The sequence below is a fragment of the Enterovirga aerilata genome, assembly GCF_013044135.1.
GTDB classification, from domain to species: Bacteria; Pseudomonadota; Alphaproteobacteria; order Rhizobiales; family Beijerinckiaceae; genus Enterovirga; species Enterovirga aerilata.
Genome location: NZ_JABEPP010000003.1, coordinates 405,440 through 426,487, shown reverse-complemented (window position 1 = coordinate 426,487; position 21,048 = coordinate 405,440). Strand labels below are relative to the sequence as shown.

The window sequence follows — 21,048 nt, the reverse complement described above, 5'->3', positions numbered from 1 at the left end:
TTACGCCAGGCGGCCGGTCGCCTCGATGAAGGCCGCCGCGCCCTCGATATCGGCCGCCAGCGCCGCACGGGCCCCCGCCGCGTCGCCCCCTGCGATCGCGGCGACAGCACGGGCATGCTGAATCTCGGCCCCGCCATTCGCGAGCCGCTCCGGCGACAGCTTGAGATCGAGATTCAGCACCGGCCCGATCTTCAGCCAGAGGCCCTCGACGATCGCCACGAGCGACGGCATCCGGCTGGCGCGGTAGATGGCGAAATGCAGGTCCTTGTTGGCGCGCACGGCCCGCTTCGGATCGGGCGCGCCGCTCCGCGCCTCGCGCCGGAAGGTTGCGTCGAAGGCGGCCATGACACGGAGGTCGGCCTCCTTGCGGTTGAGCGCCGCCTGCTCGGCCGCGAAACCTTCGACGACCAGGCGGATTCGGGTCAGCTCGCGGAACTTCTCCCGCGTCATGGCGGGAACGCAGACGGCCCGGTTCGGCAGGACCTCCAGCGCCTCGTCCGCGACGAGGCGGGACACGGCCTCGCGCACCGGCATGATCGAGACGCCGAGCGTATCGGCGACGGAGCGGAGCGAGAGCTTGTCGCCGGGCGCGAGCTCGCCGCCGATGATCAGCTCGCGTAGCTCGTCATAGACGCGATCGCCCAGCGTCACGCGCTCGATGCGTCCGACCTGGGCAAGGGCTGCGACCAACGTGATGTCCGGACTCGACAGGACCGCCGAATTGAGCCAGCCTAGCTGTGATCACAGATCACGGCAACATGACCGTGGCGCTTCGGGAGGACAGAGGATGACGACTTTCGACAGGCCGGATCGCCGCGCGCTCCTGAAGGGTGCGGCGGGAGCGGCGGCGCTCGCCGGGATCGGCATGCCGGCGATCAGCCGCGCGCAGAGCGACGTCATCCGCATCGGCCACCTGGTCCCGATCACGGGCTTCCTCGGTCCGCTCGGAGAATATGCGCAGATGGGCGTGAAGCTCGCCGTCGAGGAGGTGAACGCCTCCGGAGGCGTGCTGGGGCGCCGGATCGAGCTGGTGCTCGAGGATTCGGTGAACCCGCAGACGGGCTCGGCCAAGGCCGAACGGCTGATCGAACGCGACAAGGTGGCCATGCTCATCGGCGAGATATCGTCGGCGACCGCGCTCGGCATCGGCCAGGTGGCGCAGCGGACGAAGACCGTCTTCATCAATACCGGCGCGAATTCCGACGCGCTGCGCGGCCAGAACTGCAATCCCTTCATGTTCCACATCGAGGCCGCGAACTCGATGATGGTCACGGCCGTCGGACAGTATCTCAAGTCCGAGAAGATGATCTCCGGCAAGAAGTGGTACTCTCTGACGGCGGATTACGCCTTCGGACACGATCTTTTCCGGGTTGCGAAGAAATTCGTGTCGGAGAACGGCGGCAACTTCATCGGCGAGGAGCTGGTCCCGACGGACGCGACGGACTTCAGCCCGTACCTGCTCAAGATCCGCCAGGCCCGTCCCGACGTCGTCGCGTCCAATCTCGCCGGCAACCAGATCACCAACTTCATCAAGCAATATGCCGAGTACGGCCTGCAGATGCCGATTACGGGTTTCGGCTTCGACACGGCGGTTGCCTGGGGTGCCGGCCAGGACAATTTCTCCGGGATCTGGCCGCTGATCTGGCACCATCTCGTCGACAATCCGTCATCGAAGAGGTTCGTGGATGCGTTCACGAAGACATACGGCAAACCGCCTGAAAACCAGGCCTGGGGCGACTACAACTCGCTGAAACTGGTCGCGCAGTCCTTCAACGAGCTGAAATCGACCGACTCGCAGAAGCTGGCAGAACACCTGCGCAAAGGCGCGAAGTTCGACATCCTCAAGGGCCGAGAGGGCTATTTCCGGGCCTACGACAACCAGATGATCCAGGAGATGTACGCGGTCCGCGCGAAGCCCGCCGCCAAGATGAAGGACAAGTGGGACATCTACGAGCCGCTCGGCACGGTGCCGGAAGCGGGCGGCGACCTGGAGGTGCTCGCTCCGCCGAAGGACGGCACCTGCAAGATGCCGGCGTGACGCCCCTGCCCTCCCCCTCGTGGGGAGGGTGGACTCGGCCGAAGGCCGAGCCGGGTGGGGGGCGATCCGAATCGAGCGTTCCTGCGCCTCCTGGACGCCCCCCATCCTGGTCCGACGCTCCGCGTCGGCTCGGCCCTCCCCACGAGGGGGAGGGCAAATCCCGGTCAGGTTCCTTCAGGTGCAACTCCTCTTCCTTCTCGAGCAGGTGCTGAACGGCCTCCTTGTCGGGGCCTATTACCTGCTCATCGCACTCGGGCTGTCGCTGATCTTCTCGCTCGGCGGCATCGTTAACCTGGCGCACGGGGCCTTCTACGCGATCGGCGCCTATCTGGCCGTGACGCTCGCGCCGCGGATCGGCTTTGCGGGCGCCTTCGTGGCCTCGCCGCTCCTCGTCGCCGCGATCGGCGTGATCGTCGAGCGCCTCCTCTTCCAGCGCTTCTATCGGTCGGACCCGATCCTCTCGCTCCTCCTCACCTTCGGGCTCGCGATGGTCATCGAGCAGAGCCTGCGCATGACGTTCGGGGCGGCTCCCCTTCCCTTCTCGATTCCCCGCGAGCTGCGCGGCCAGGTGCTCCTCGGCGACTTCATCTATCCCCGCTACCGCCTGATGATCCTCGGGGTGGCGCTGGCCGCCGTCGCGGCGACCTGGGCGGTCGTCTACCGCACCTCCTTCGGCCGGGTCGTCCGAGCCGGCGTGCAGAACCCCGAGATGGTGGGTGCGCTCGGCATCTCGCTCGCGCCCTACATGACGGCGATCGCGGCGCTCGGGATCGGGCTTGCGGGCCTCGCCGGCGTGCTGCTCGCGCCGATCTCCGGCGTCCATCCCGCCATGGGGGCGGAGATCCTGACCGCCGCCTTCGTGGTCGTGGTGATCGGCGGCCTCGGCTCCTTCTGGGGCGTGATCGCGGCCGCCGCACTGGTCGGCGTGGTGCGCGGGCTCACGATCTATTTCTTCCCGCCGGCGGGCGAGGCCTCGATGTATCTGCTGATGGCGCTCGTCCTCCTGCTGCGACCGCGCGGCCTCCTGGGCGAGCGCATCCAGAGGTTCGAGTAGGCCGATGCGCTCCGACCTGCGGCCGCTCGCCATCGCGGCGCTCTCGCTCGCCCTCCTCCCCTTCGCCCTCGACCTCGTCGGCCTGCCGCTGCGCTCCTCGATCGACGTGGTGGTCATGGCGATCGCCTGCCTCGGGCTGAACGTGCTCGTCGGCCATACCGGCCTCGTCTCCTTCGGGCATGGCGCATGGTTCGGGCTCGGCGCCTACGCGGCGGCGCTCTCCCAGCTGCACTGGTTTCCGGACGGCATCGTCCTGCCGGCCGTGCTCGCGCTGCTCTTCACGGCCGCGGCTTCCGCTCTTCTCGGCGCGTTGATCCTCCGGCGCCGCGGTGTCTATTTCTCGCTGCTGACGCTCGCGCTCACCGCGATGCTCTTCGCGATCGCCTATCGCTGGACGGCGTTCACGGGCGGCGAGAGCGGGCTCGGCGGCATCCGGCGCCCGCCGCTGCTCGGGCTCGATCTGGGGGCGGACTGGACCTATTACTGGGTGGTCGCCGCGATCGGCTTCGTCGTCTGCTTCGTTCTCTCGCGCTTCCACGCCTCGCCCGTCGGCAGCGTCCTCGTGGCGATCCGCGAGAACGAGCAGCGCGCCCGCTTCATCGGCTATCCGACGAACCGCTACAAGCTCCTCGGCTTCGTGGTCTCGGCGACGGTGGTCGGCACGGCCGGCATGCTGTCCGTCTTCAACCACCGCTTCGCCTCCGCCGACCCGCTCTCCGTCGCCTTCTCGGGCGAGCTCATCGCCATGGTCGTGATCGGCGGGATGCGGAGCTTCCTCGGCCCCGCGCTGGGGGCCCTGTTCTACATCCTGTTCCGCGAGTTCCTGTCGATCTGGACGCCGCATTGGCTGTTCTGGTTCGGGCTCCTCTTCATCGGCTTCATCGTGTTCTCGCCGACGGGCCTCGTAGGCGTCGCGGGCCGCCTCCTCGCGCCGTTCCGCAAGGTGCCCGCGGGCGAGGCCGCAATGGCCGCCCGCACCCTGTCCGACGAGCCGCTGCCGTCCTTCCTCCTGCCGCAGGACCACGTGACCGGCACGATCCTGGAGGCGCGCGGCATCTCGAAGAGCTTCGGCGGGCTGAAAGCGGTGCAGGACGTCACGATCCGTGTGCGGGACCGGTCGCTGCACGCGCTCATCGGCCCGAACGGCGCCGGCAAGACGACGGCCTTCAACCTGATCTCCGGCCTCTACAAGCCCGATTCCGGCGACGTGCTCCTCGCCGGCCGCTCGGTCGCGGGGCTCTCGCCGGAGCGGATCACGCAGGCCGGGATCGGCCGCTCCTTCCAGATCACCAACCTGTTCCCCGGCCTCAGCGTCGGCGAGAACCTCCGCCTCGCGATCCAGGCCCGCCATGCGCGCCGCTTCGACCCATGGACGGCGGCACGCGGGCTCGGGGACGTGGAAGCCGAGGCCGCCGCCCTCGCCCGCTATCTCGGAGTTGCCGGCATGGAGGAGGCCGAGGCCGGCGCCCTCTCCTATGGCGGCCAGCGCCTCCTCGACATGGGGCTCGCGCTCGCGACGAAGCCGCGGGTGCTCCTCCTGGACGAGCCGCTCGCCGGCCTCTCGGCGGCCGAGCGCCAGCGGATCGGCGACATCATCAAGCGCATCTCGGCCGACCTACCTGTGCTGCTCGTCGAGCACGACATCGACCGCGTCTTCCAGATCGCGGATGCGGTCACGGTCATGAACGAGGGCCGGGTCCTCGTCGACGGCACGGTCGAAGACGCGCGCTCGAGCCCCAAGGTGCAGGAGGTCTATATCGGATCCGGTGCCGCGGCCGTGGCGGCGCGCCCGCGCGAGAGCGCCGCCGAGAGCGAGACGCTGCTCGGGGTGTCCGGGGTCGATACCTTCTACGGCAAGAGCCACATCCTGGCGGACGTCTCCTTCGACCTGCACCGACACGAGATCCTGGCGCTGCTCGGCCGGAACGGAGCGGGCAAGTCGACCCTGCTCAAGACCCTGATGGGGATCGCACCGCCTTCGTCCGGATCGATCCGACTCGCCGGGCAGGAGCTCGCGGGCCTGTCCTCCGCCGAGATCGGCCGGCTCGGCATCGGCTACGTGCCGCAAGGGCGCGGTCTCTTTGCCGGAATGACCGTGAAGCAGAATCTCGAACTGGGACGCCTGCGCCGGCTCACGGGCCACGGGGTCCACTGGGACATCGAGCGCATCTTCGACTACTTCCCGCGCATCCGCGAGCGGCTCGACACGCCGTCGGATCTCCTTTCGGGCGGCGAGCAGCAGATGGTGGCGGTGGCCCGCGCGCTGTCCGGCGACGTGCGCGTGCTGCTCCTCGACGAGCCGTTCGAGGGGCTGGCGCCCGCCGTGGTGGAGCAGCTCTTCGAGAGCTTCGACCGGCTGCGGCACGAGATATCCATCATCATCGTCGATCACCATCTCGACCTCGCGCTCGCTTTGTCCGACAGAACCGTCGCGCTGGAGCGCGGCCGGGTGATCCATGTCGGACCATCGCTGGCGCTTCGGGACGATCTGGCGCTGAGACGGAAGGTTCTGTGGCTGTGAGGCCTGTCCCCTTGTCATGGTCGGGCTCGACCCGACCATCCGGCGGCCTCGCGCGAACCTTTCTCGATCCTCGGGTCAAGCCCGAGGAGGACGGCCGGATCAAGAAAGGACGCGCATGAGCACAGTCGCCATCGTCGGATCGGGCCTGATCGGCCGTGCCTGGGCCGTCGTCTTCGCCCGGGCTGGCTGGGACGTCCGCCTCGCCGACACGCACCGAGACACCTTGGAGGCCGCCCCGGCGCTCGTCCGGCAGGGGCTCGAAGACCTCGCCGGGCACGGCCTCGTCGCGGACCCGGAAGCGGCCGCGTCGCGGGTGACGGTCGCGGGCTCGCTGGAGGAGGCCGTGCGCGACGTCGACCTCGTCCAGGAGAACGGGCCCGAGACGCTGCCGATGAAGCGCCTGCTCTTCGCCGAACTCGACCGGCTGACGCGCCCCGATACGATCCTGGCCTCGTCGACCTCCGCGATCGTGGCCTCGCTCTTCACCGAGAACCTAGCTGGACGGGCGCGCTGCCTCGTGGCGCATCCCGTGAACCCGCCGCATCTCGTGCCGATCGTCGAGCTCTGCGGGGCGCCTTGGACGGACCCGGCCGTGATCGAGCGGGCCAAGGCGATCTACGAGGCGGTCGAGCAGGTGCCGATCATCGTCCACAAGGAGGCGGAGGGCTTCGTCCTGAACCGCCTGCAGGGCGCCCTCCTTGCCGAGGCCTTCCGCCTGGTCGGCGAGGGCGTGGTCAGCCCGCAGGACCTGGACAAGACGATCAAGGACGGCCTCGGGCTGCGCTGGTCTTTCCTCGGCCCCTTCGAGACGATCGAGCTGAACGCGCCGGGCGGCATCCCGGATTATTGCGCCCGCTACACGGGCTTCTACCGCCGGGTCAGCGCCGATCCCCCCTCCCCGACCGTCTGGGACGCCGAGAATGTGGCCCGCATCCTGGCTGCGTGGGGCGACACCCCGAGCCGGGACGAGCTTGCGCGGAAGAGCGCCTGGCGGGACCGCCGCCTCGCCGCGCTCAAGGCGCATAAGCGCAGCCAGCCGACCTGAACCGGACACGAGGACCGTCATGCCCAGCCGCAAAGTCATCATCACCTGCGCCGTCACCGGCGCGATCCACACGCCGACGATGTCCCCTCACCTACCGATCACGCCGCAGGAGATCGCCGATGCCGCGATCGGCGCGGCCGAAGCGGGCGCGGCCATCGTGCACCTCCATGCACGCAACCCGCAGACCGGCCAGCCGGACCAGTCGCCGGAGGCCTTCGCGCCCTTCCTGCAGGTGATCAAGCAGCGCTCGGACGCCGTCATCAACATCACGACCGGCGGCTCGCCGACCATGCTCGTCGAGGAGCGCGTGAAGCCGGCCGCCCATTTCGCGCCCGAGGTCGCCTCGCTCAACATGGGTTCGATGAATTTCGGCCTCTACCCGATGCTGTCCCGCTTCAAGGAGTTCAAATTCGACTGGGAGAAGCCGTATCTCGAAGGCTCGCGCGACCGCATCTTCCGCAATACATTCGCGGATATCGAGTACATCCTGACGACCTGTGCCGAGAACGGCACACGCTTCGAGATCGAGTGCTACGACATCGGCCATCTCTACACGCTGGCGCATTTCGTCGACCGCGGCGTGATCAAGCCGCCGCTCTTCGTGCAGAGCGTGTTCGGCCTCCTTGGCGGGATAGGGCCGCATCCCGAGGACGTCGCCCATATGAAGCGCACGGCCGACCGGCTCTTCGGCGACCAGTACCGCTGGTCGGTGCTCGGCGCGGGGCGCAACCAGCTCCCGATCGCCGCCATGGCGGCCGCGATGGGCGGCAACGTCCGCGTGGGCCTCGAGGATTCGCTCTGGATCGGCCCGGGCAAGCTCGCCGAGTCGAATGCGCAGCAGGTCAAGCTCGCGCGCCAGATCATCGAGGGCCTCGGGCTCGAGATCGCCTCGCCCGACGAGGCGCGCGAGATCCTGCAGCTCAAGGGCGGCGACCGGGTGAACTTCTAGGCTCAGGCCCCGCGGCGGAGCGTTGGTTCCGCATCGATGCGGCCACGGCTACAGCACGGCTCGTGCGCGGACGCACATCGGTGCGGCGGCGGCCTTGCGACTGTCCAGTCGTCCTTCGAGGAGGGGCGGCCATGAGGAGCAGAGCCACCATCGTCGCCGGGCAGATCGCCCTGATCGCCGGAGCCATCTTCGTCGGCGCCGAGGCGGAGCCCGTGCGGCTGGCCCATCTCGGATTGTCGGCCGGCAGCACCGGCTCGGCGACGACGCAATCGGACCGCCTCGGCTCCCCGCGGCCGGGCTCCGATTGCACGCCGGAGATCTTCGGCCGCATCTTCGCCCGCACGGCCGCGGCAGGCTCATGCGACCGGCGCCCGCCAGGGCCGCGTGGGGTTGCATAGCAGGTCAGGTTGCCCGCTGCAGACCCGTCGTGTAATCCCTCGCGCTCACCCGAGCCCGCGCTCCCGGCGCCGAGGGCTCACGAGAGATTCGAGTCATGTCGTCCACATTCGAGACGGTCGCGGGAATTATCTCCGAGACCGCCGACATCCCGCGCGAGAAGATCACGCCCGAGAGCCACGCGATCGACGATCTCGGGATCGACTCGCTCGCCTTCCTGGACATCGCCTTCGCGATCGACAAGGCGTTCGGCATCAAGCTTCCGCTCGAGCAGTGGACGCAGGAGGTGAACGAGGGGAAGACACCGGCGGAGGAGTATTTCGTCATCCGCAATCTCGTCTCGCGCATCGACGCGCTCGTCGCCGCCAAGGCGGCCTGATCCGGGCGGCGGTCCGACGCTCGTCGAGAGGACCGCTTTCGCCCGGCCCGCTTCCCGCCCGGTCCTCTCCCCATGCGCCTCGAATATTTCGAGATGATCGACCGGGTCGCCGAGATCGACCCGGACGCCCGCCGGATCGTGGCGCGATCGACGGTTCCGGGCGCGAGCCCGGTCTTCGAGGGCCATTTCCCCGATCACCCACTCGTCCCGGGCGTGCTGCTGACCGAGACCATGGCGCAGGCCTCGGGCTACCTCATCCTGGCGCTCACCGGTTACGTGGCGATGCCCTTCCTGATGGCCGTGGACCGCGCCCGGTTCCGCGACTTCGTGGGACCCGGGACCACGCTCGAGATCGAGGCGAGGCTGGAGCATGAGGGCTCGGGCTACATGGCCACCCGGGCCAGCATTGCGGTTGGGTCCAGGCGCATCGCGGATGCCGAGCTGCGCTTCCGCACGATGCCGTTCCCGGCCGGCCTGAGCGAGCGCATGAAGGATCAGGCCCGACGCATCGGCCTGCCAATCGAGGTCGTGGCGTGACCCGTCCCGTCGTCGTCACGGGGATCGGCCTCGTCTCGAGCCTCGGCGAGGGGATCGAGACGCATCTCGCGGCGCTCGCGGGCCCGCCCCGACCGAGGATCGATGCCGAGCGCTTCGCCCCCTATCCCGTCCATCCGATGCCGGCGATCGAATGGGACCGCCAGATCGCCAAGAAGGCGGACCAGCGCCAGATGGAGCCCTGGCAGCGGCTCGGCGTCTACACGGCCGGACTCGCGCTGGAGGCGGCGGGCCTGAAGGACGAGGCCGAGGCCAAGTCCCGCATGCAGATGATCGTCGCGGCCGGAGGGGGCGAGCGCGACTACGCGGTGGACGGCCAGATCCTCACGGGGTTGAGGAACGCGGCGGATCCGGGCGCCTTTCTCAACGAACGCCTGATGAGCGATCTCAGGCCCACGCTGTTCCTGGCCCAGCTCTCGAACCTGCTCGCAGGCAATATCGCGATCGTGCATGGCGTCACGGGCGCGTCCCGGACCTTCATGGGCGAGGAGATGTGCGGCGTCGACGCGCTCCGGATCGCGCAGGCCCGGATCGCCTCGGGCCAGGTGGACGCGATGCTGGTCGGCAGCTCCTACAATGCCGAGCGCTGGGATTCGCTGCTCATCTTCGAACTGGGCGGCTATCTCTGGACACGGCCTTTCGCCCCCGTATGGGACCGCCCTGCGGAGGGCGGCGGGCTCATCCTCGGCTCGGCCGCCGCGTTCCTGGTCCTCGAAGCGCGCGACCAGGCCGAGCGCCGGGGCGCGGCGATCCAGGCGGAGCTCCTGCCAGTGCAGGCGGCGCGCACGCGCCGCGGGCCGGGCGCCGTACCCGCGAGCCTGCGCCAGCTCTGGACCGGAGCTGCCGTGCCGGAAGGCGCAACGGTGCTCTCGGGCGCGACGGGCGTCGCGGGCGTCACGGAAGAGGAGCGCGAGGCGCTTGCGCAGCTCGCGCCCGGTGTGCCGCTGCATGCCACCGGCGACCTTCTCGGGCACCCGCTCGAGGCGGTCGCGCCGGTCGGAGCCGCAATCGCGGCGGCGCTGGTCGCCTCGCGCCGTGCCTCCGATGCGGTCGCCACCACCGTCGGCCACCGCCGCGGCGAAGGCTTGGTGCGCTTCGCGCGCGCGCAGTAGAACGTCCCATGGCACAGGCTGACACCGACAGATCCGGGCGCCCGCTCGTCGCCGTGACGGGCATGGGGATCGTGACCTCTCTCGGCCGCGGCCAGGCCGAGAACTGGTCCGCGCTGACGGCCGGACGCTCCGGCATCCACGCCATCTCCCGCTTCCCGACCGAGAACCTCCGCACGCGCATCGCCGGGACGATCGATTTCGAGCCGGTCGAACCCTTATGCGCGCCGATGCTGTCCGAACGGCTGGCCGAGCTCGCCGCCGAAGAGGCGGTGGCGCAGGCGGCCCTGCCGCGCCGGGACGAGTTCCCCGGCCCGCTCTTCGTGGCCGTGCCGCCCGTCGAGGTGGAATGGCCGCAGCGGCAGACACTCGCCGAAGCGGGGTCAGACCCCGCGGGCGAGGTGACCTATGCGCAGCTCCTCGCCGGCGCGGCGACGGGCCGCTTCGCGCCCTGGCACGACCTCTTCACGTTCGGGACGGTTGCAGACCGGATCGCGGAGCGGTTCGGCACACTGGGCTCGCCCATATCGCTCTCGACCGCCTGCTCCTCCGGCGCGACTGCGATCCAGCTCGGCGTCGAGGCGATCCGGCGCGGCGAGGCCGAGGCCGCGCTCTGCATCGGCACCGACGGCTCGGTGAACCCGGAATCCCTCGTGCGCTTCTCGCTCCTCTCGGCGCTCTCCACCCAGAACGAGCCGCCGGAGGGCGCCGCGAAGCCCTTCTCGAAGAACCGCGACGGCTTCGTCATGGGCGAAGGGGCGGCGGCCCTGGTCCTGGAGAGTGCCGCATCTGCCCGTGCCCGCGGCGCCCGCATCCTCGGCTATGTGCTCGGCTGCGGCGAGAAGGGGGACGGCTTCCACCGCACGCGGTCGAGCCCGGACGGAACGCCGATCGTCGCGGCGATCCGCGAGGCGATCGAGGATGCCGGGCTCACGCCGGACGACATCGACTACGTGAACGCGCACGGCACCGGCACGCCCGAGAACGACAAGATGGAGGCGCTCGGCTGCACGAAGGTGATGGGCGAGCGCATGGGCAGCGTTCCCATATCGTCGAACAAGTCGATGATCGGGCACACGCTCACCGCCGCGGGCGCCGTCGAGGCGGTCGTCTCGCTGCTGACGATCGCGAAGGGACGCCTGCCGCCGACCATCAACTACGCCGTGCCCGACCCTGCGATCCCGCTGGACGTCGTCCCGAACACGGCGCGCGACGCGGACGTGCGGTTCGTGCTGTCGAATTCCTTCGGCTTCGGCGGCCAGAATACCTGCCTGGTCTTCGGGGCCGAGCCGAAATGAGCGAGGCTGAACCGAGGCGCCGCGTCCTCGTGACGGGCGGCGGCCGGGGCGTCGGCGCCGCGATCGTGACCGCGCTTGCCGAAGCCGGCTTCGACGTGGGCTTTACCTTCCGCAACTCCGCCGCGGAGGCGGCGGCGCTCGTGCACGATCTGAAGGCGCGGCATCCGACCGTGGAGGTCGCGGCGCATCCTCTTGATCTCGCCGATCGAGACGCCGTCGAGACCTTCGCGACCGGAATCGAAGCAGAGGCGCTCTTCGGCCTCGTCCACAATGCGGGCCAGCCCTACGACGCGCTCGCCGCGATGCTCGACCAGGACAAGGCCGAGGCAGCGATGCAGGTGAACTTCTGGTCGCTGACCCGCCTCGCCAAGGCGGCCATGCGGGGCATGCTGCGCGCCCGTACCGGCCGGGTGGTCGCGATCGGCTCGGTCGCCGCGCTCCAGGCCAATGCCGGCAACGCCGCTTACGCCGCCTCGAAGGGCGCGCTCCTCTCCTATTGCCGAACGCTCGCCATCGAGACTGCGAAGCGCGGGATCACCGTGAACTACGTCGCCCCGGGCTTCATCGACACGGACATGATGGCGGGCTACGCGGCCCACCGCGCCCAGATGGAGAAGCAGATCCCGGCCGGCCGCTTCGCCCGGGCGGAGGAGATCGCGGGGCTCGTCGCCTTCCTCCTGTCTCCCCCGGCTTCCTATATCACCGGGGCCGTGCTGCCGGTCGATGGCGGGCTCACGGCCATGCTGGGCGTGCATCGGTGACAGGCGGATCGAGGCCCCGGAACGAGATCCCTGCTGCGATGACCGGACCGAGCGCCTCTGCAGGTGGACGAGGGTGCGACACCGGAATATCTACGGCCGGGTCGCGAAGCGAGAAGCGGCTCCTTCCGCGAATGAACCTCGGGATGACCCCATGTCTGCGGCGCTAACCGTCCAGATCGACGAGACCGTACTTGCCCGCTTGGAGGCCTTGGCTGCCGAGCGCGGCACGACTCGCGAGCACGTCGTCCAGATGGCCGTGGCTGACCTGGTCTCGTCTGTGGATTCGGAAGGCCGCCACTTCGAGGACTGGCAGCTCGCGTTGATCGATGAGGGCCTCGCGGCGGCTGAGAAGGGCGATTTCGCCGCCGACGAGGAGGTGGAAGCCGTCTTCTCGAAATACCGGGCGTGAAGGTCCGGTGGACCTCTCCGGCGCTACGGCAACTTCGTGCGGCTGAGACCTACCTCCAGCAAGCGGATCGCAAAGCCGCCGCCCGCATCGTACGTCGGATCGAAGAGGCTGCAGGACGGCTTGCACGAACGCCGCATATCGGACGGCCGATGCCGCAACGCGATGTCCGGGAACTCGTCGTATCGGGAACCCGCTACATCATCATCTATCAGGTGGAACGAGACGAGGTGCTGATTCTCGCTCTGTTTCACGAGCGTCAGCAACGTCCCACTTCGCCAGGCCGGCCCATCACATGAAAGCCCTCCAGCTCTTCGGCGACCGCGACCTCCGGCTCGGCGAGGTCGAGCCCCCTCCCCCGCCCGGGCCCGGCGAGGTGCAGATCCGGGTGCGCGCGGTCGGGCTCAATCACATCGATGTGTGGGGCTTTCGCGGTATGGCCTTCGCGCGCCGCAAGCTGCCCGTGGTAGTAGGCGCCGAAGCCTCGGGCGAGATCGCGTCCGTCGGCCAAGGTGTTTCGGCGCTCGTCCCCGGTCAGCGGGTCGTCATGTACGGCGCCATGACCTGCGGCCGCTGCCGCGCCTGCCGGGAGGGGCGCGACAACCTCTGCGAGGAGGTGGGCGGCATCATGGGCTTCCACCTCGACGGATTCTCGCGCGAGTTCGTCAACATGCCCGCCCGACTGGTCCTGCCCGTTCCGGACGGCGTCTCGTTCGAGGACGCGGCCTGCGCGCCCATCGCGTACGGTACGGTGCAGCACATGCTGTTCGACAACGCCCGGCTCGAGCCCGGCGAATCGATCCTCGTCCATGCCGGGGGATCCGGCATCGGCACGGCCGCGATCCGGATGGCGAAGGCGATCGGCTGCACGGTGTTCACGACGGTCGGCGACGATGCGAAGGCCGACAGGGCGCGCGGGCTCGGAGCCGACCACGTCATCAACTATCGGTCGGAGCGGTTCGAGGGCGAGGTCAGGCGGCTGACGAAGCGGCGCGGCGTCGATGTCGTCTTCGAGCATGTGGGTGCCGGGACCTGGAACGGCTCCCTCCTCTGCCTGAAGCGCGGCGGCCGGCTCGTGACCTGCGGCTCGACCTCGGGCGTGTCCACTTCCATGAACCTGATGCAGCTCTTCCAGCAGCAATATCGGATCACGGGCTCCTTCGGCTGCCGGATGGCCAACATCACGGATTCGCTCGCCAAGATGGCGGGCGGGCTCACGCCGGTGCTCGACGAGGTCCTGCCGATTGCGGATTTCGCGCGCGGCCTGGAGAAGCTCGAATCCCGCCGGGTCTTCGGCAAGGTGATCGCGACCCTCTGAGGTGCCCCAAGCCGTGCCACCGCGGCGTTCCTGGGCTACAGCCGGGGCATGTCGCATGTTGGGCGAGTCGCCCGCCAGACCGCCTTCCTCACCGTCGCGCAGTTCACCGGGCTCGGCATCAGCCTGCTCGGGACGATCCTGGTGGCCCGCGCGCTCGGTCCGGAGGGTCGCGCGGTCTATGCCTGGCTCGTGACGCTCGTCGGCATAGCGATCCAGATCGCCCTGATCGCACCTCCGGCCGTCGTGCGTTCGGTGGCGCTCTCGGCGCCGCGGCGCCTTCCCGCGACGCTCGTGCTCCTGTCGCTCGCGGGCTCGCTCCTCACGCTGCCGCTCGCAGCCTATGTGCTGCTGGACGGACATATCGGGCCGGAGGCGAGGCCGCATCTCCTTCTCGCCTGGCTCTGCGTCCCGGTCACCGCGACGACCCTTGCCCTCACCACCCTTCTCCAGATCGAGGCGCGGGTCCTGCCGGTGCTGGCCGTCCACGTCTGGCCGCGGATCATCCAGGTCGCGTTCCTCCTCTATTACTGGCTCCAGGGCCGGCTCGACCTGTCGACGGCGATCGCCGTCTTCGTCTTCACGGCCGTGCTGGAGCTCGTTCTCGCGCTCGCCTGCCTGGGCCCCAGGATCGACAGCCCGAAGCCCAGCCTCGAGCTCGTGCATCGGATCACGGCGCTGCTGGGTGCCGGCTGGATCGCCTCGCTCGCCATCTTCGCGGTACCCCGGATCGGGCTGATCGTGCTCGGATCCCATGCGCCGCTCGACGAAACCGGCCTCTACAGCGTCGCGCTGACGATCCAGGAAGCCGCGCTGGTCGGGCCGGCGGCCTTCGGCGGCGTCCTCATCACCCATGTCGGACGGCACGGCTGGTTCAGCAGGAGCACGCGGATGCGCGGCGGCGCCTCGGTCCTGGCCTTCTCGGCCTCGACCTGCGCGATTGCGGCGGCGGTCGCGCCCGAATTCATCGCCCTGACCTTCGGGCCGAGCTTCGGCCCATCGGCTTCGGCGCTCCGTGTCCTGCTCATATCCGTGGTTCTCGCGACGCTCTACCAGATGTGCCAGCCCATCCTGTTCTCCCGCGGCCGTGCCGTCCCGATCGCGTTTCCCAGCCTCGCAGCCTGCGGCATCGCGCTGGCTGTCGCGCTTGTTGCGGTTCCGCGACTTGGCGTAAGCGGGGCCATTCTCTCCAACCTCGCGGGCTTCACGGCGCTCGTCGTCCTCGGCTGGGCGTTCTCCCTCGTCGAGCTGCGTCGCCCGGCCGCCGTTTCGAAACCCTGACCCATGGCTCCTCTCACAACCGTATTGCGCGCGGCGAAGGCACGGTTTCTCGGAGCCGTCGTGGCCGGCGCGGTGCGGAGCCTCTTCGCCTTCGCGCGCCTCATCGGCCCGGACCGCTCCAGCGATCTCGGCGCCTGGCTGGTCCGAACGGTGGGACCGCTGCTGCCGCAGCACCGGATCGCTCTGGCGAATCTCAGGGCGGTCTATCCGGAGAAGTCGGAGGCCGAACGACGCGCCATCGCCCGCAGCGCATGGGCCAATCTCGGCCGCACCGGGGCCGAATACGCCCATCTCGACCGGCTGTTCGACTACGATCCCGAGGCTTCGACGCCCGGCCGTGTGGACGTGGTCGGCATCGAGCACTTCCTCAAGCTCCGCGACGACGGCCTCCCGGGCATCGTCTTCTCGGCACATCTCGGCAACTGGGAGCTTCCCGCGATCTGCGCGGCGCGCTTCGGCCTGGACGCCACCGCCGTGTTCCGGCCTCCGAACGATCCGGCCGCGGCGCGGCTCGTGTACGAGGTGCGGTCGGGCACGATGGGCGGACTGACCGCGTCCTCAGGCGGGGGGGCAGCCTTCGCGATCGCCGCCGTGCTGGAGCGCGGCGGCCATCTCGGCCAGCTCATCGACCAGCATTTCACCCGCGGCGTGGTGACGTCCTTCATGGGACGGCCGGCCCTGACCAATCCGCTCCTCGCCAAGCTCGCACGGCACCACGACTGCCCCGTCCACGGCGTGAGGGTGATCCGGCTCCAGGGCCACCGCTTCCGGATCGAGCTCACGCCGCCGCTCGACCTTCCGCGCGACGCGGAGGGCCGGATCGACGTCGCGGGCGCGACCCAGGCCATGACCGCCGTCGTCGAGCGCTGGGTGCGCGAGACCCCCGAGCAATGGCTCTGGATGCACCGGCGCTGGAGGGTGCCGGCCTCGACCCCGGCCCAGGCGGCCGCCTCACAGCAGCACCACCCGGTTCGATAGCTCGTCGCGATCGCCGACCTCGGGCGGCGCATGGCGGGATAGGATCGCCCCGATGGCGCGGACCGCTTGCGTCAGGCCCTCGACGCGGGCGCCGCGGGCGAAAGCCGCGACGAGGCTCTCGATCACGGCGCGCCACTCCTCTTCCGGCACACGGCCGGAAATCGCCACGTCGCCGATCACCTCCGCATGATGCTCGGCGGCGGAGACGTAGAGCAGCACGCCGGTGCGGCCTCGCGTATCGGCCATGCCGCGGCTCACGAATTCGTGCTGGGCGGCCTCCCGGGCCCGCGCGCGCTTGATCGCGCCCGGGACGAGGCGGAGCCGCAGCGGCCTCCATACCCCGAGCGCCAGGACCAGGATGGCGACCCCGAGCTGCGCGGCGAAGATGCGCACCGGGCCGAGCTCGGTCCACAGGATGAGCGGCCATGGCGCGAGCAGCGCCGCGATCAGCGCGTAGAGGAAGGGAATGGCTCGGTAGCCGCTCGACTGCCGGGCGATCACGACGACGATCTCGCCCGCGGTGCCCCGCTCGGCCTCGCGTATCGCCGTCTCCACCCGCAGACGCTCGTCGCCGCTCAGCATGTCACCATGACCCCGAGGCGCCGCCGCCGCCCGACGAGCCGCCTCCGCCGAAGAAGCCTCCGCCGAAGCCTCCTCCTCCCGAGAACCCGCCGCCCCAGCCTCCGCCCGGCGTCGGCAGGATCACCCACGAGCCGCCGCGGCTCCGGTGGTAGCGGCTCGGCCCCCCGCCGTTCCGGAAGAACGCCCGTATGACGATGATGAGGATCACGAGCATGAAGGCGACCGTGAACCAGTCGAGCTCGCCGTGATCGTCCGCGCGGACCTTGGCCCGTCGCTGCCATTCCTCCGCATCCCCGGTCAGGATGCTGAGCACGGCGTCCACGCCCGCGTCGATGCCGCCTGCGAAATCGCCCGCCCTGAAGCGGGGCGCCATCGCGGTCCGGATGATGACGCCCGAGAGCGCGTCCGTCAGCGCGCCTTCGAGGCCGTAGCCGACCTCGATGCGCACCTTGCGCTCGTTCGGCGCGACGAGGAGCAGCACGCCGTTGTTCCTCGCCTTCTGGCCGAGCTGCCAGTGGCGGAAGAGGCGGTTGGCGAAGTCCTCGATGCTGGTCCCGCCGAGCGACGGCACGGTGGCGACCACGACCTGGTCCGTGGTCCTGTCCTCATGCGCCTTCAGCTTCGCCTCGAGGGCCCGGCGCTGCTCGGCGCCGAGCAGGTTCGCGGCATCGACGACGCGGCCGGCGAGCGGGGGAAAGCTCTGGGCGAGAGCCGGCCCGAGCAGTGCGCACAGGGCAAGCAGGATGAAGAGCGCGTGCTTCGGCCCGCGCCGCCGCGCGGCGCCGCTCGGCAGCACGCATGTCGAGCTGATCAGCACCAGAAGACCCGGGTCGCAGCTTTCGTCATTCCAGGAAGCCCGCGGGCCCGCCCACGGCCGTCCCGAGGGCGCGCAAGGGGTCCCGTCAGAACTTCACCTGCGGCGGGCGGTCGGATCCCTGGGTCGCCGTGAAGACCTCCATGGGCTTGGCGTCCGGATAGAGGATGGCCGCGATCCAGCGCCCGGGGATCGTGCGCAGCTCCGTGTTGTAGGCCTGGACGGTCTGGATGTAGTCGCGCCGCGCGACCGCGATGCGGTTCTCCGTCCCTTCGAGCTGCGACTGCAGGGCCAGGAAGTTCTGGTTGGACTTCAGATCCGGATAGTTCTCCACGGTAGCAAGCAGCCGCCCCAGTGCGCCCGAGAGCTGGTTCTGGGCCTCCTGGAACTCCCTGAACTTCGCCGGGTCGGTGATCGTGGAGGCATCCACCCGCACGCTGGTCGCCTTGGCACGCGCCTCGATGACCTGGGTCAGCACCTCGCGCTCCTGCTGGGCGTAGCCCTTCACGGTCTCGACGAGATTCGGGATGAGGTCGGCCCGGCGCTGGTACTGGTTCTGCACCTCCGCCCAGGCGGCCTTCGCGCGTTCTTCGAGCGTCGGCACGTTGTTGATGCCGCAGCCGGCGAGCACCAGACTGAGGAGACCGGCAAGGAGACCGATGCGAAGACCCGTTCCAACCATATTCTTCCCTTCCGTCAGAAGCCTTCCGCCAGCGTACCGCGCTGGCGCGGATCGGCCGCGCCGGCAAGACCCTCGCGCGTGACGACGATCGAGCTCGCCGAGCCCGAGGTCGACCCGATGGCGACCCGGTGTCCCCTGTCACGCAGGAGACGCAACGTATCCGGCGACAGCCCGGTTTCGACGAGCAGGCGGTCAGGCCGCCATTGGTGGTGGATCCGCGGCGCGGCGACCGCCTCGGCTATATTTAGGTCGAAATCCAGGTATCCAAGGATCACCTGAAGCACGGTCGTGATGATGCGGCTGCCGCCCGGGCTCCCGGTCGCCATGACGAGCCTGCCGTCGCGGAAGACAAAGGTCGGCGCCATGGACGAAAGCGGCCGTGCTCCCGGGGCGACGCTGTTCGCCTCCCCGCCCACGAGCCCATAGGCGTTCGTCGCGCCGGGCCTGGCAGCGAAATCGTCCATCTCGTTGTTCAGCAGGACGCCGGTTCCGGCGGCCACGAGCCCCAGGCCGTAGGAGAAGTTCAAGGTATAGGTGTTCGAGACCGCGTTCCCGTCCCGGTCGACGACGGAGTAATGCGTGGTCTGGTCCGGCTCGTGGGCCAGCGGATCGCCGGCCGCGATCTCGTCCGCGGGGCGCGCCCGGGCGGGATCGATGCGCGCCCGGAGCTTGGCCGCATATTCCTTCGAGACCAGGCCGGCGACCGGGACCTTCACGCGGTCGGGGTCGCCGAGCCAGGCGGCGCGGTCGGCATAGGCCGGCTTCATGGCCTCTGCCATGAGGTGGATCCCATCGGCGCTGCCGGCCCCGAGCGCCGCCAGATCGTAGCCCTCCAGCATGTTCAGGATCTGGATCAGATGGACCCCACCCGAGCTCGGAGGCGGCATGGAGACGATCTCGTGGCCGCGATAGGTGCCCCGGAGCGGCTCCCGGACCAGGGGCCGGTAGCGGGCGAGGTCCTCCGGCGTCATCACGCCGCCCGCCTCCCGGACGGCGGCGGCAAGCCGCGTCGCGGTCTGCCCCTTGTAGAAGGCGTCCGGCCCCTCCCTCGCGATCGCGCCGAGCGTATCCGCCAGATCGGGCTGGGCCAGCCGCTGGCCGCGCCCGAGCGGGCGGTCGCCGTCGAAGAAGACCGCCCGCGTCAACGGGAAGCGGCCGAGGCGCCCGGCCGCACCCGGGAGCGAATCGGCAAGATCGTCCTCGACCGCAAAGCCCTCGCGCGCGAGACGCTCGGCCGGGGCGATCAGCTCCGCCAGCGCGAAGCGCCCTGACCCGTAGTGCCGGTGCGCCAGCGCGAGCCCTGCCACCGTGCCCGGAACGCCGACCGCAAGCCCGCTGTCGCGGGACTTCCTCGGATCCGGCTCGCCGCCGGGTCCCAGAAACATGTCGCGCGTGGCGGCCGCGGGCGCGGTCTCGCGATAATCGATCGCGACCGTCTCGTTCCGCGCCGCTAGATGCACCAGCATGAAGCCGCCGCCGCCGAGATTGCCGGCGCGGGGCAGCGTCACCGCGAGCGCGAAGCCGACGGCCACCGCGGCGTCGACGGCGTTGCCGCCCCGGCGCAGGATGTCGACGCCGATCCGCGTCGCCTTCGCCTCCTGCGAGGCGACCATCCCGTTCCGCGCGACCGCCGGCAGGAAGCGCGCCCGGTCCGACAGGATCGCGGCCGGCTCGTTCGCCGGCATGCCGGGCGGAGCCTCCTGGGCGACGGCCGCGCCGGCGGCGGCCCCGAGCGACAGCGCGAGGACCAGCCTGCTCAGCACCTCGCGCATGCATCTTCCCTCTGCGGCAGTCCGAACCTGGACCGGCCCCGAGCCGTCCTTTAAGGCCCGCACCGTCCGGCTGGAAGCCGCGCCGGGGGCGCCGCCGAACGGAGGGGGGAGACCAGATGATCGATCGCCGACGCATGCTGCTGCGGAGCGCCGGGGCGACCGCCGTCGCGCTCGCCGGCGGACGGGCCTGGGCTCAGGGTTGGGCGCCGAGCCGGACGGTGACCATCGTGGTTCCCTACCCGGCAGGGGGCGCCGTGGACGTGCTGGCCCGCATCGTGGCGGAGGGGATCCAGGGCCCTCTCGGCCAGTCGGTCGTGGTCGAGAACCAGCCCGGCGCCTCGGGCGCGCTCGGCACGCGGCGCGTCGCCCGCTCGGAGCCGGACGGGCATACCCTCGTCCTGTCCACGAACCAGACGCACGCGACGAACATCTCGCTCCTGCCCGATGGCGGGGGCTACGACCCGATCAGGGATTTCGCTCCGCTGGCGGGCCTTGCGGACCTGCAGCACCTCCTCGTCGTCAGGAAGGATCTCCCCGCCGAGGACGTCGCCGGGCTGCTTTCCCTGGCGAGGAGTTCAGGCCGCGAGCTCACCTGCGGCTCGACGGGTCCCGGCTCCGCCTCGCATCTCACGATGGAGCTCTTCAAGGCGCAGACGGGGACCAATCTCGTCCACGTGCCGTATCGCGGGGCCGCCCCGATGCTGCAGGATCTGATCGGCGGCCGCGTGGACATGAGCTTCGCGACGGTGCCGACCGTGCTCGGCCAGGTGCAGGGTCAGGAACTCCGGGCGCTCGGCGTCGCCTCGCCGCGGCCCTCCCCGCACCTGCCCGATCTTCCGACCCTTGCCGGCGCCGGCGTCCCGGGCGTCGAGGCGGATGCCTGGTGCGCCATCTTCGCGCCCGCCGGGATCGCGCCCGCGATCCGCGACCGCTACCGCGACCTGATCAAGGCCGCGCTCGACAGGCCGGAGGTCCAGGCCAACATCGCCAAGCAGGGGATGAGCCTGAACTGGCGCGAGCCCGACGCCTTCGCGGCGTTCCAGCGCGAGGAGGTGACGCGCTGGGCAGGCATCATCAAGGCGGCGAAGATCGAGCCGCCGAAACCCTGAGGAC

22 protein-coding genes are annotated in these 21,048 nt (G+C 70.0%); 17 read left to right on the top strand and 5 right to left on the bottom strand.

Annotated elements, in window-relative coordinates; all coding sequences use genetic code 11:
- Nucleotides 1-690 (bottom strand): GntR family transcriptional regulator, encoded by a 690-nt coding sequence (locus tag HJG44_RS12140; protein WP_171218624.1) that lies wholly within the window; start codon nucleotides 688-690, stop codon nucleotides 1-3.
- A 97-nt stretch (nucleotides 691-787) separates the two neighbouring features.
- On the opposite strand from HJG44_RS12140, the gene HJG44_RS12135 reads away from it, so the two are divergent.
- From HJG44_RS12135 to HJG44_RS12060, 16 genes are all read left to right on the top strand, one after another.
- Complete coding sequence (locus HJG44_RS12135; protein ID WP_171218623.1) at nucleotides 788-2,038, top strand: ABC transporter substrate-binding protein; 1,251 nt, start codon at nucleotides 788-790, stop codon at nucleotides 2,036-2,038.
- Nucleotides 2,039-2,216: 178 nt separating this feature from the next.
- The gene (locus tag HJG44_RS12130; RefSeq protein ID WP_171218622.1) at nucleotides 2,217-3,092 is read left to right on the top strand and encodes an ABC transporter permease subunit; all 876 of its coding nucleotides are present in this window, start codon (nucleotides 2,217-2,219) and stop codon (nucleotides 3,090-3,092) included.
- 4 nt (nucleotides 3,093-3,096) lie between these two features.
- Nucleotides 3,097-5,613, top strand: coding sequence for a branched-chain amino acid ABC transporter ATP-binding protein/permease (locus tag HJG44_RS12125; protein WP_171218621.1), 2,517 nt, complete (start codon nucleotides 3,097-3,099; stop codon nucleotides 5,611-5,613).
- A 115-nt stretch (nucleotides 5,614-5,728) separates the two neighbouring features.
- A complete protein-coding gene (locus tag HJG44_RS12120) occupies nucleotides 5,729-6,658 on the top strand; it encodes a 3-hydroxyacyl-CoA dehydrogenase (protein ID WP_171218620.1) in 930 nt (309 codons plus the stop codon).
- A 19-nt stretch (nucleotides 6,659-6,677) separates the two neighbouring features.
- Nucleotides 6,678-7,607 carry a 3,5-dioxohexanoate:acetyl-CoA acetone transferase gene (kce, locus tag HJG44_RS12115; protein ID WP_171218619.1) on the top strand — a complete coding sequence of 310 codons (930 nt, stop codon included), beginning with the start codon at nucleotides 6,678-6,680 and terminating at the stop codon, nucleotides 7,605-7,607.
- 131 nt (nucleotides 7,608-7,738) lie between these two features.
- Entirely contained in the window at nucleotides 7,739-8,005 is a 267-nt protein-coding gene (locus tag HJG44_RS12110; RefSeq protein ID WP_171218618.1) for a hypothetical protein, read from the top strand.
- 95 nt (nucleotides 8,006-8,100) lie between these two features.
- Entirely contained in the window at nucleotides 8,101-8,382 is a 282-nt protein-coding gene (locus tag HJG44_RS12105) for an acyl carrier protein (RefSeq protein WP_171218617.1), read from the top strand.
- A 72-nt stretch (nucleotides 8,383-8,454) separates the two neighbouring features.
- Nucleotides 8,455-8,919, top strand: coding sequence for a 3-hydroxyacyl-ACP dehydratase FabZ family protein (locus HJG44_RS12100; RefSeq protein ID WP_171218616.1), 465 nt, complete (start codon nucleotides 8,455-8,457; stop codon nucleotides 8,917-8,919).
- The gene (locus HJG44_RS12095; protein WP_171218615.1) at nucleotides 8,916-10,049 is read left to right on the top strand and encodes a beta-ketoacyl-ACP synthase; all 1,134 of its coding nucleotides are present in this window, start codon (nucleotides 8,916-8,918) and stop codon (nucleotides 10,047-10,049) included. The genes HJG44_RS12100 and HJG44_RS12095 overlap by 4 nt, the downstream gene beginning before the upstream one ends.
- A gap of 8 nt (nucleotides 10,050-10,057) precedes the next feature.
- Nucleotides 10,058-11,344 carry a beta-ketoacyl-ACP synthase gene (locus HJG44_RS12090; RefSeq protein WP_171218614.1) on the top strand — a complete coding sequence of 429 codons (1,287 nt, stop codon included), beginning with the start codon at nucleotides 10,058-10,060 and terminating at the stop codon, nucleotides 11,342-11,344.
- Complete coding sequence (locus HJG44_RS12085; protein WP_171218613.1) at nucleotides 11,341-12,105, top strand: SDR family NAD(P)-dependent oxidoreductase; 765 nt, start codon at nucleotides 11,341-11,343, stop codon at nucleotides 12,103-12,105. Before HJG44_RS12090 ends, HJG44_RS12085 begins: the two co-directional genes overlap by 4 nt.
- A 151-nt stretch (nucleotides 12,106-12,256) precedes the next feature.
- Nucleotides 12,257-12,514, top strand: a complete 258-nt coding sequence (locus tag HJG44_RS12080) for a CopG family ribbon-helix-helix protein (RefSeq protein ID WP_171218612.1) — start codon at nucleotides 12,257-12,259, stop codon at nucleotides 12,512-12,514.
- The gene (locus HJG44_RS24405; protein WP_171218611.1) at nucleotides 12,511-12,810 is read left to right on the top strand and encodes a type II toxin-antitoxin system RelE/ParE family toxin; all 300 of its coding nucleotides are present in this window, start codon (nucleotides 12,511-12,513) and stop codon (nucleotides 12,808-12,810) included. The genes HJG44_RS12080 and HJG44_RS24405 overlap by 4 nt, the downstream gene beginning before the upstream one ends.
- Entirely contained in the window at nucleotides 12,807-13,829 is a 1,023-nt protein-coding gene (locus tag HJG44_RS12070) for a zinc-binding dehydrogenase (protein ID WP_171218610.1), read from the top strand. Before HJG44_RS24405 ends, HJG44_RS12070 begins: the two co-directional genes overlap by 4 nt.
- 48 nt (nucleotides 13,830-13,877) lie before the next feature.
- Nucleotides 13,878-15,107 (top strand): oligosaccharide flippase family protein, encoded by a 1,230-nt coding sequence (locus tag HJG44_RS12065; RefSeq protein WP_171218609.1) that lies wholly within the window; start codon nucleotides 13,878-13,880, stop codon nucleotides 15,105-15,107.
- Nucleotides 15,108-15,110: 3 nt separating this feature from the next.
- On the top strand, nucleotides 15,111-16,085 hold the full coding sequence (locus HJG44_RS12060) for a lipid A biosynthesis lauroyl acyltransferase (RefSeq protein ID WP_171218608.1): 975 nt from the start codon (nucleotides 15,111-15,113) through the stop codon (nucleotides 16,083-16,085).
- Here HJG44_RS12060 and HJG44_RS12055 read toward each other — a convergent pair.
- From HJG44_RS12055 to ggt, 4 genes are all read right to left on the bottom strand, one after another.
- Entirely contained in the window at nucleotides 16,059-16,667 is a 609-nt protein-coding gene (locus tag HJG44_RS12055) for a TPM domain-containing protein (RefSeq protein ID WP_171218607.1), read from the bottom strand. The genes HJG44_RS12060 and HJG44_RS12055 overlap by 27 nt on opposite strands.
- Before the next feature lies 1 nt (nucleotide 16,668).
- Nucleotides 16,669-17,460 carry a TPM domain-containing protein gene (locus HJG44_RS12050; RefSeq protein WP_210261115.1) on the bottom strand — a complete coding sequence of 264 codons (792 nt, stop codon included), beginning with the start codon at nucleotides 17,458-17,460 and terminating at the stop codon, nucleotides 16,669-16,671.
- 109 nt (nucleotides 17,461-17,569) lie between these two features.
- Nucleotides 17,570-18,163 (bottom strand): LemA family protein, encoded by a 594-nt coding sequence (locus tag HJG44_RS12045; protein WP_171218606.1) that lies wholly within the window; start codon nucleotides 18,161-18,163, stop codon nucleotides 17,570-17,572.
- A 14-nt stretch (nucleotides 18,164-18,177) separates the two neighbouring features.
- Nucleotides 18,178-19,935 carry a gamma-glutamyltransferase gene (ggt, locus tag HJG44_RS12040; protein ID WP_171218605.1) on the bottom strand — a complete coding sequence of 586 codons (1,758 nt, stop codon included), beginning with the start codon at nucleotides 19,933-19,935 and terminating at the stop codon, nucleotides 18,178-18,180.
- A gap of 116 nt (nucleotides 19,936-20,051) precedes the next feature.
- Between ggt and HJG44_RS12035 the strand changes: the two genes are divergently transcribed.
- The gene (locus tag HJG44_RS12035; RefSeq protein ID WP_171218604.1) at nucleotides 20,052-21,044 is read left to right on the top strand and encodes a Bug family tripartite tricarboxylate transporter substrate binding protein; all 993 of its coding nucleotides are present in this window, start codon (nucleotides 20,052-20,054) and stop codon (nucleotides 21,042-21,044) included.
- The last annotated feature ends 4 nt before the right edge of the window (nucleotides 21,045-21,048 follow it).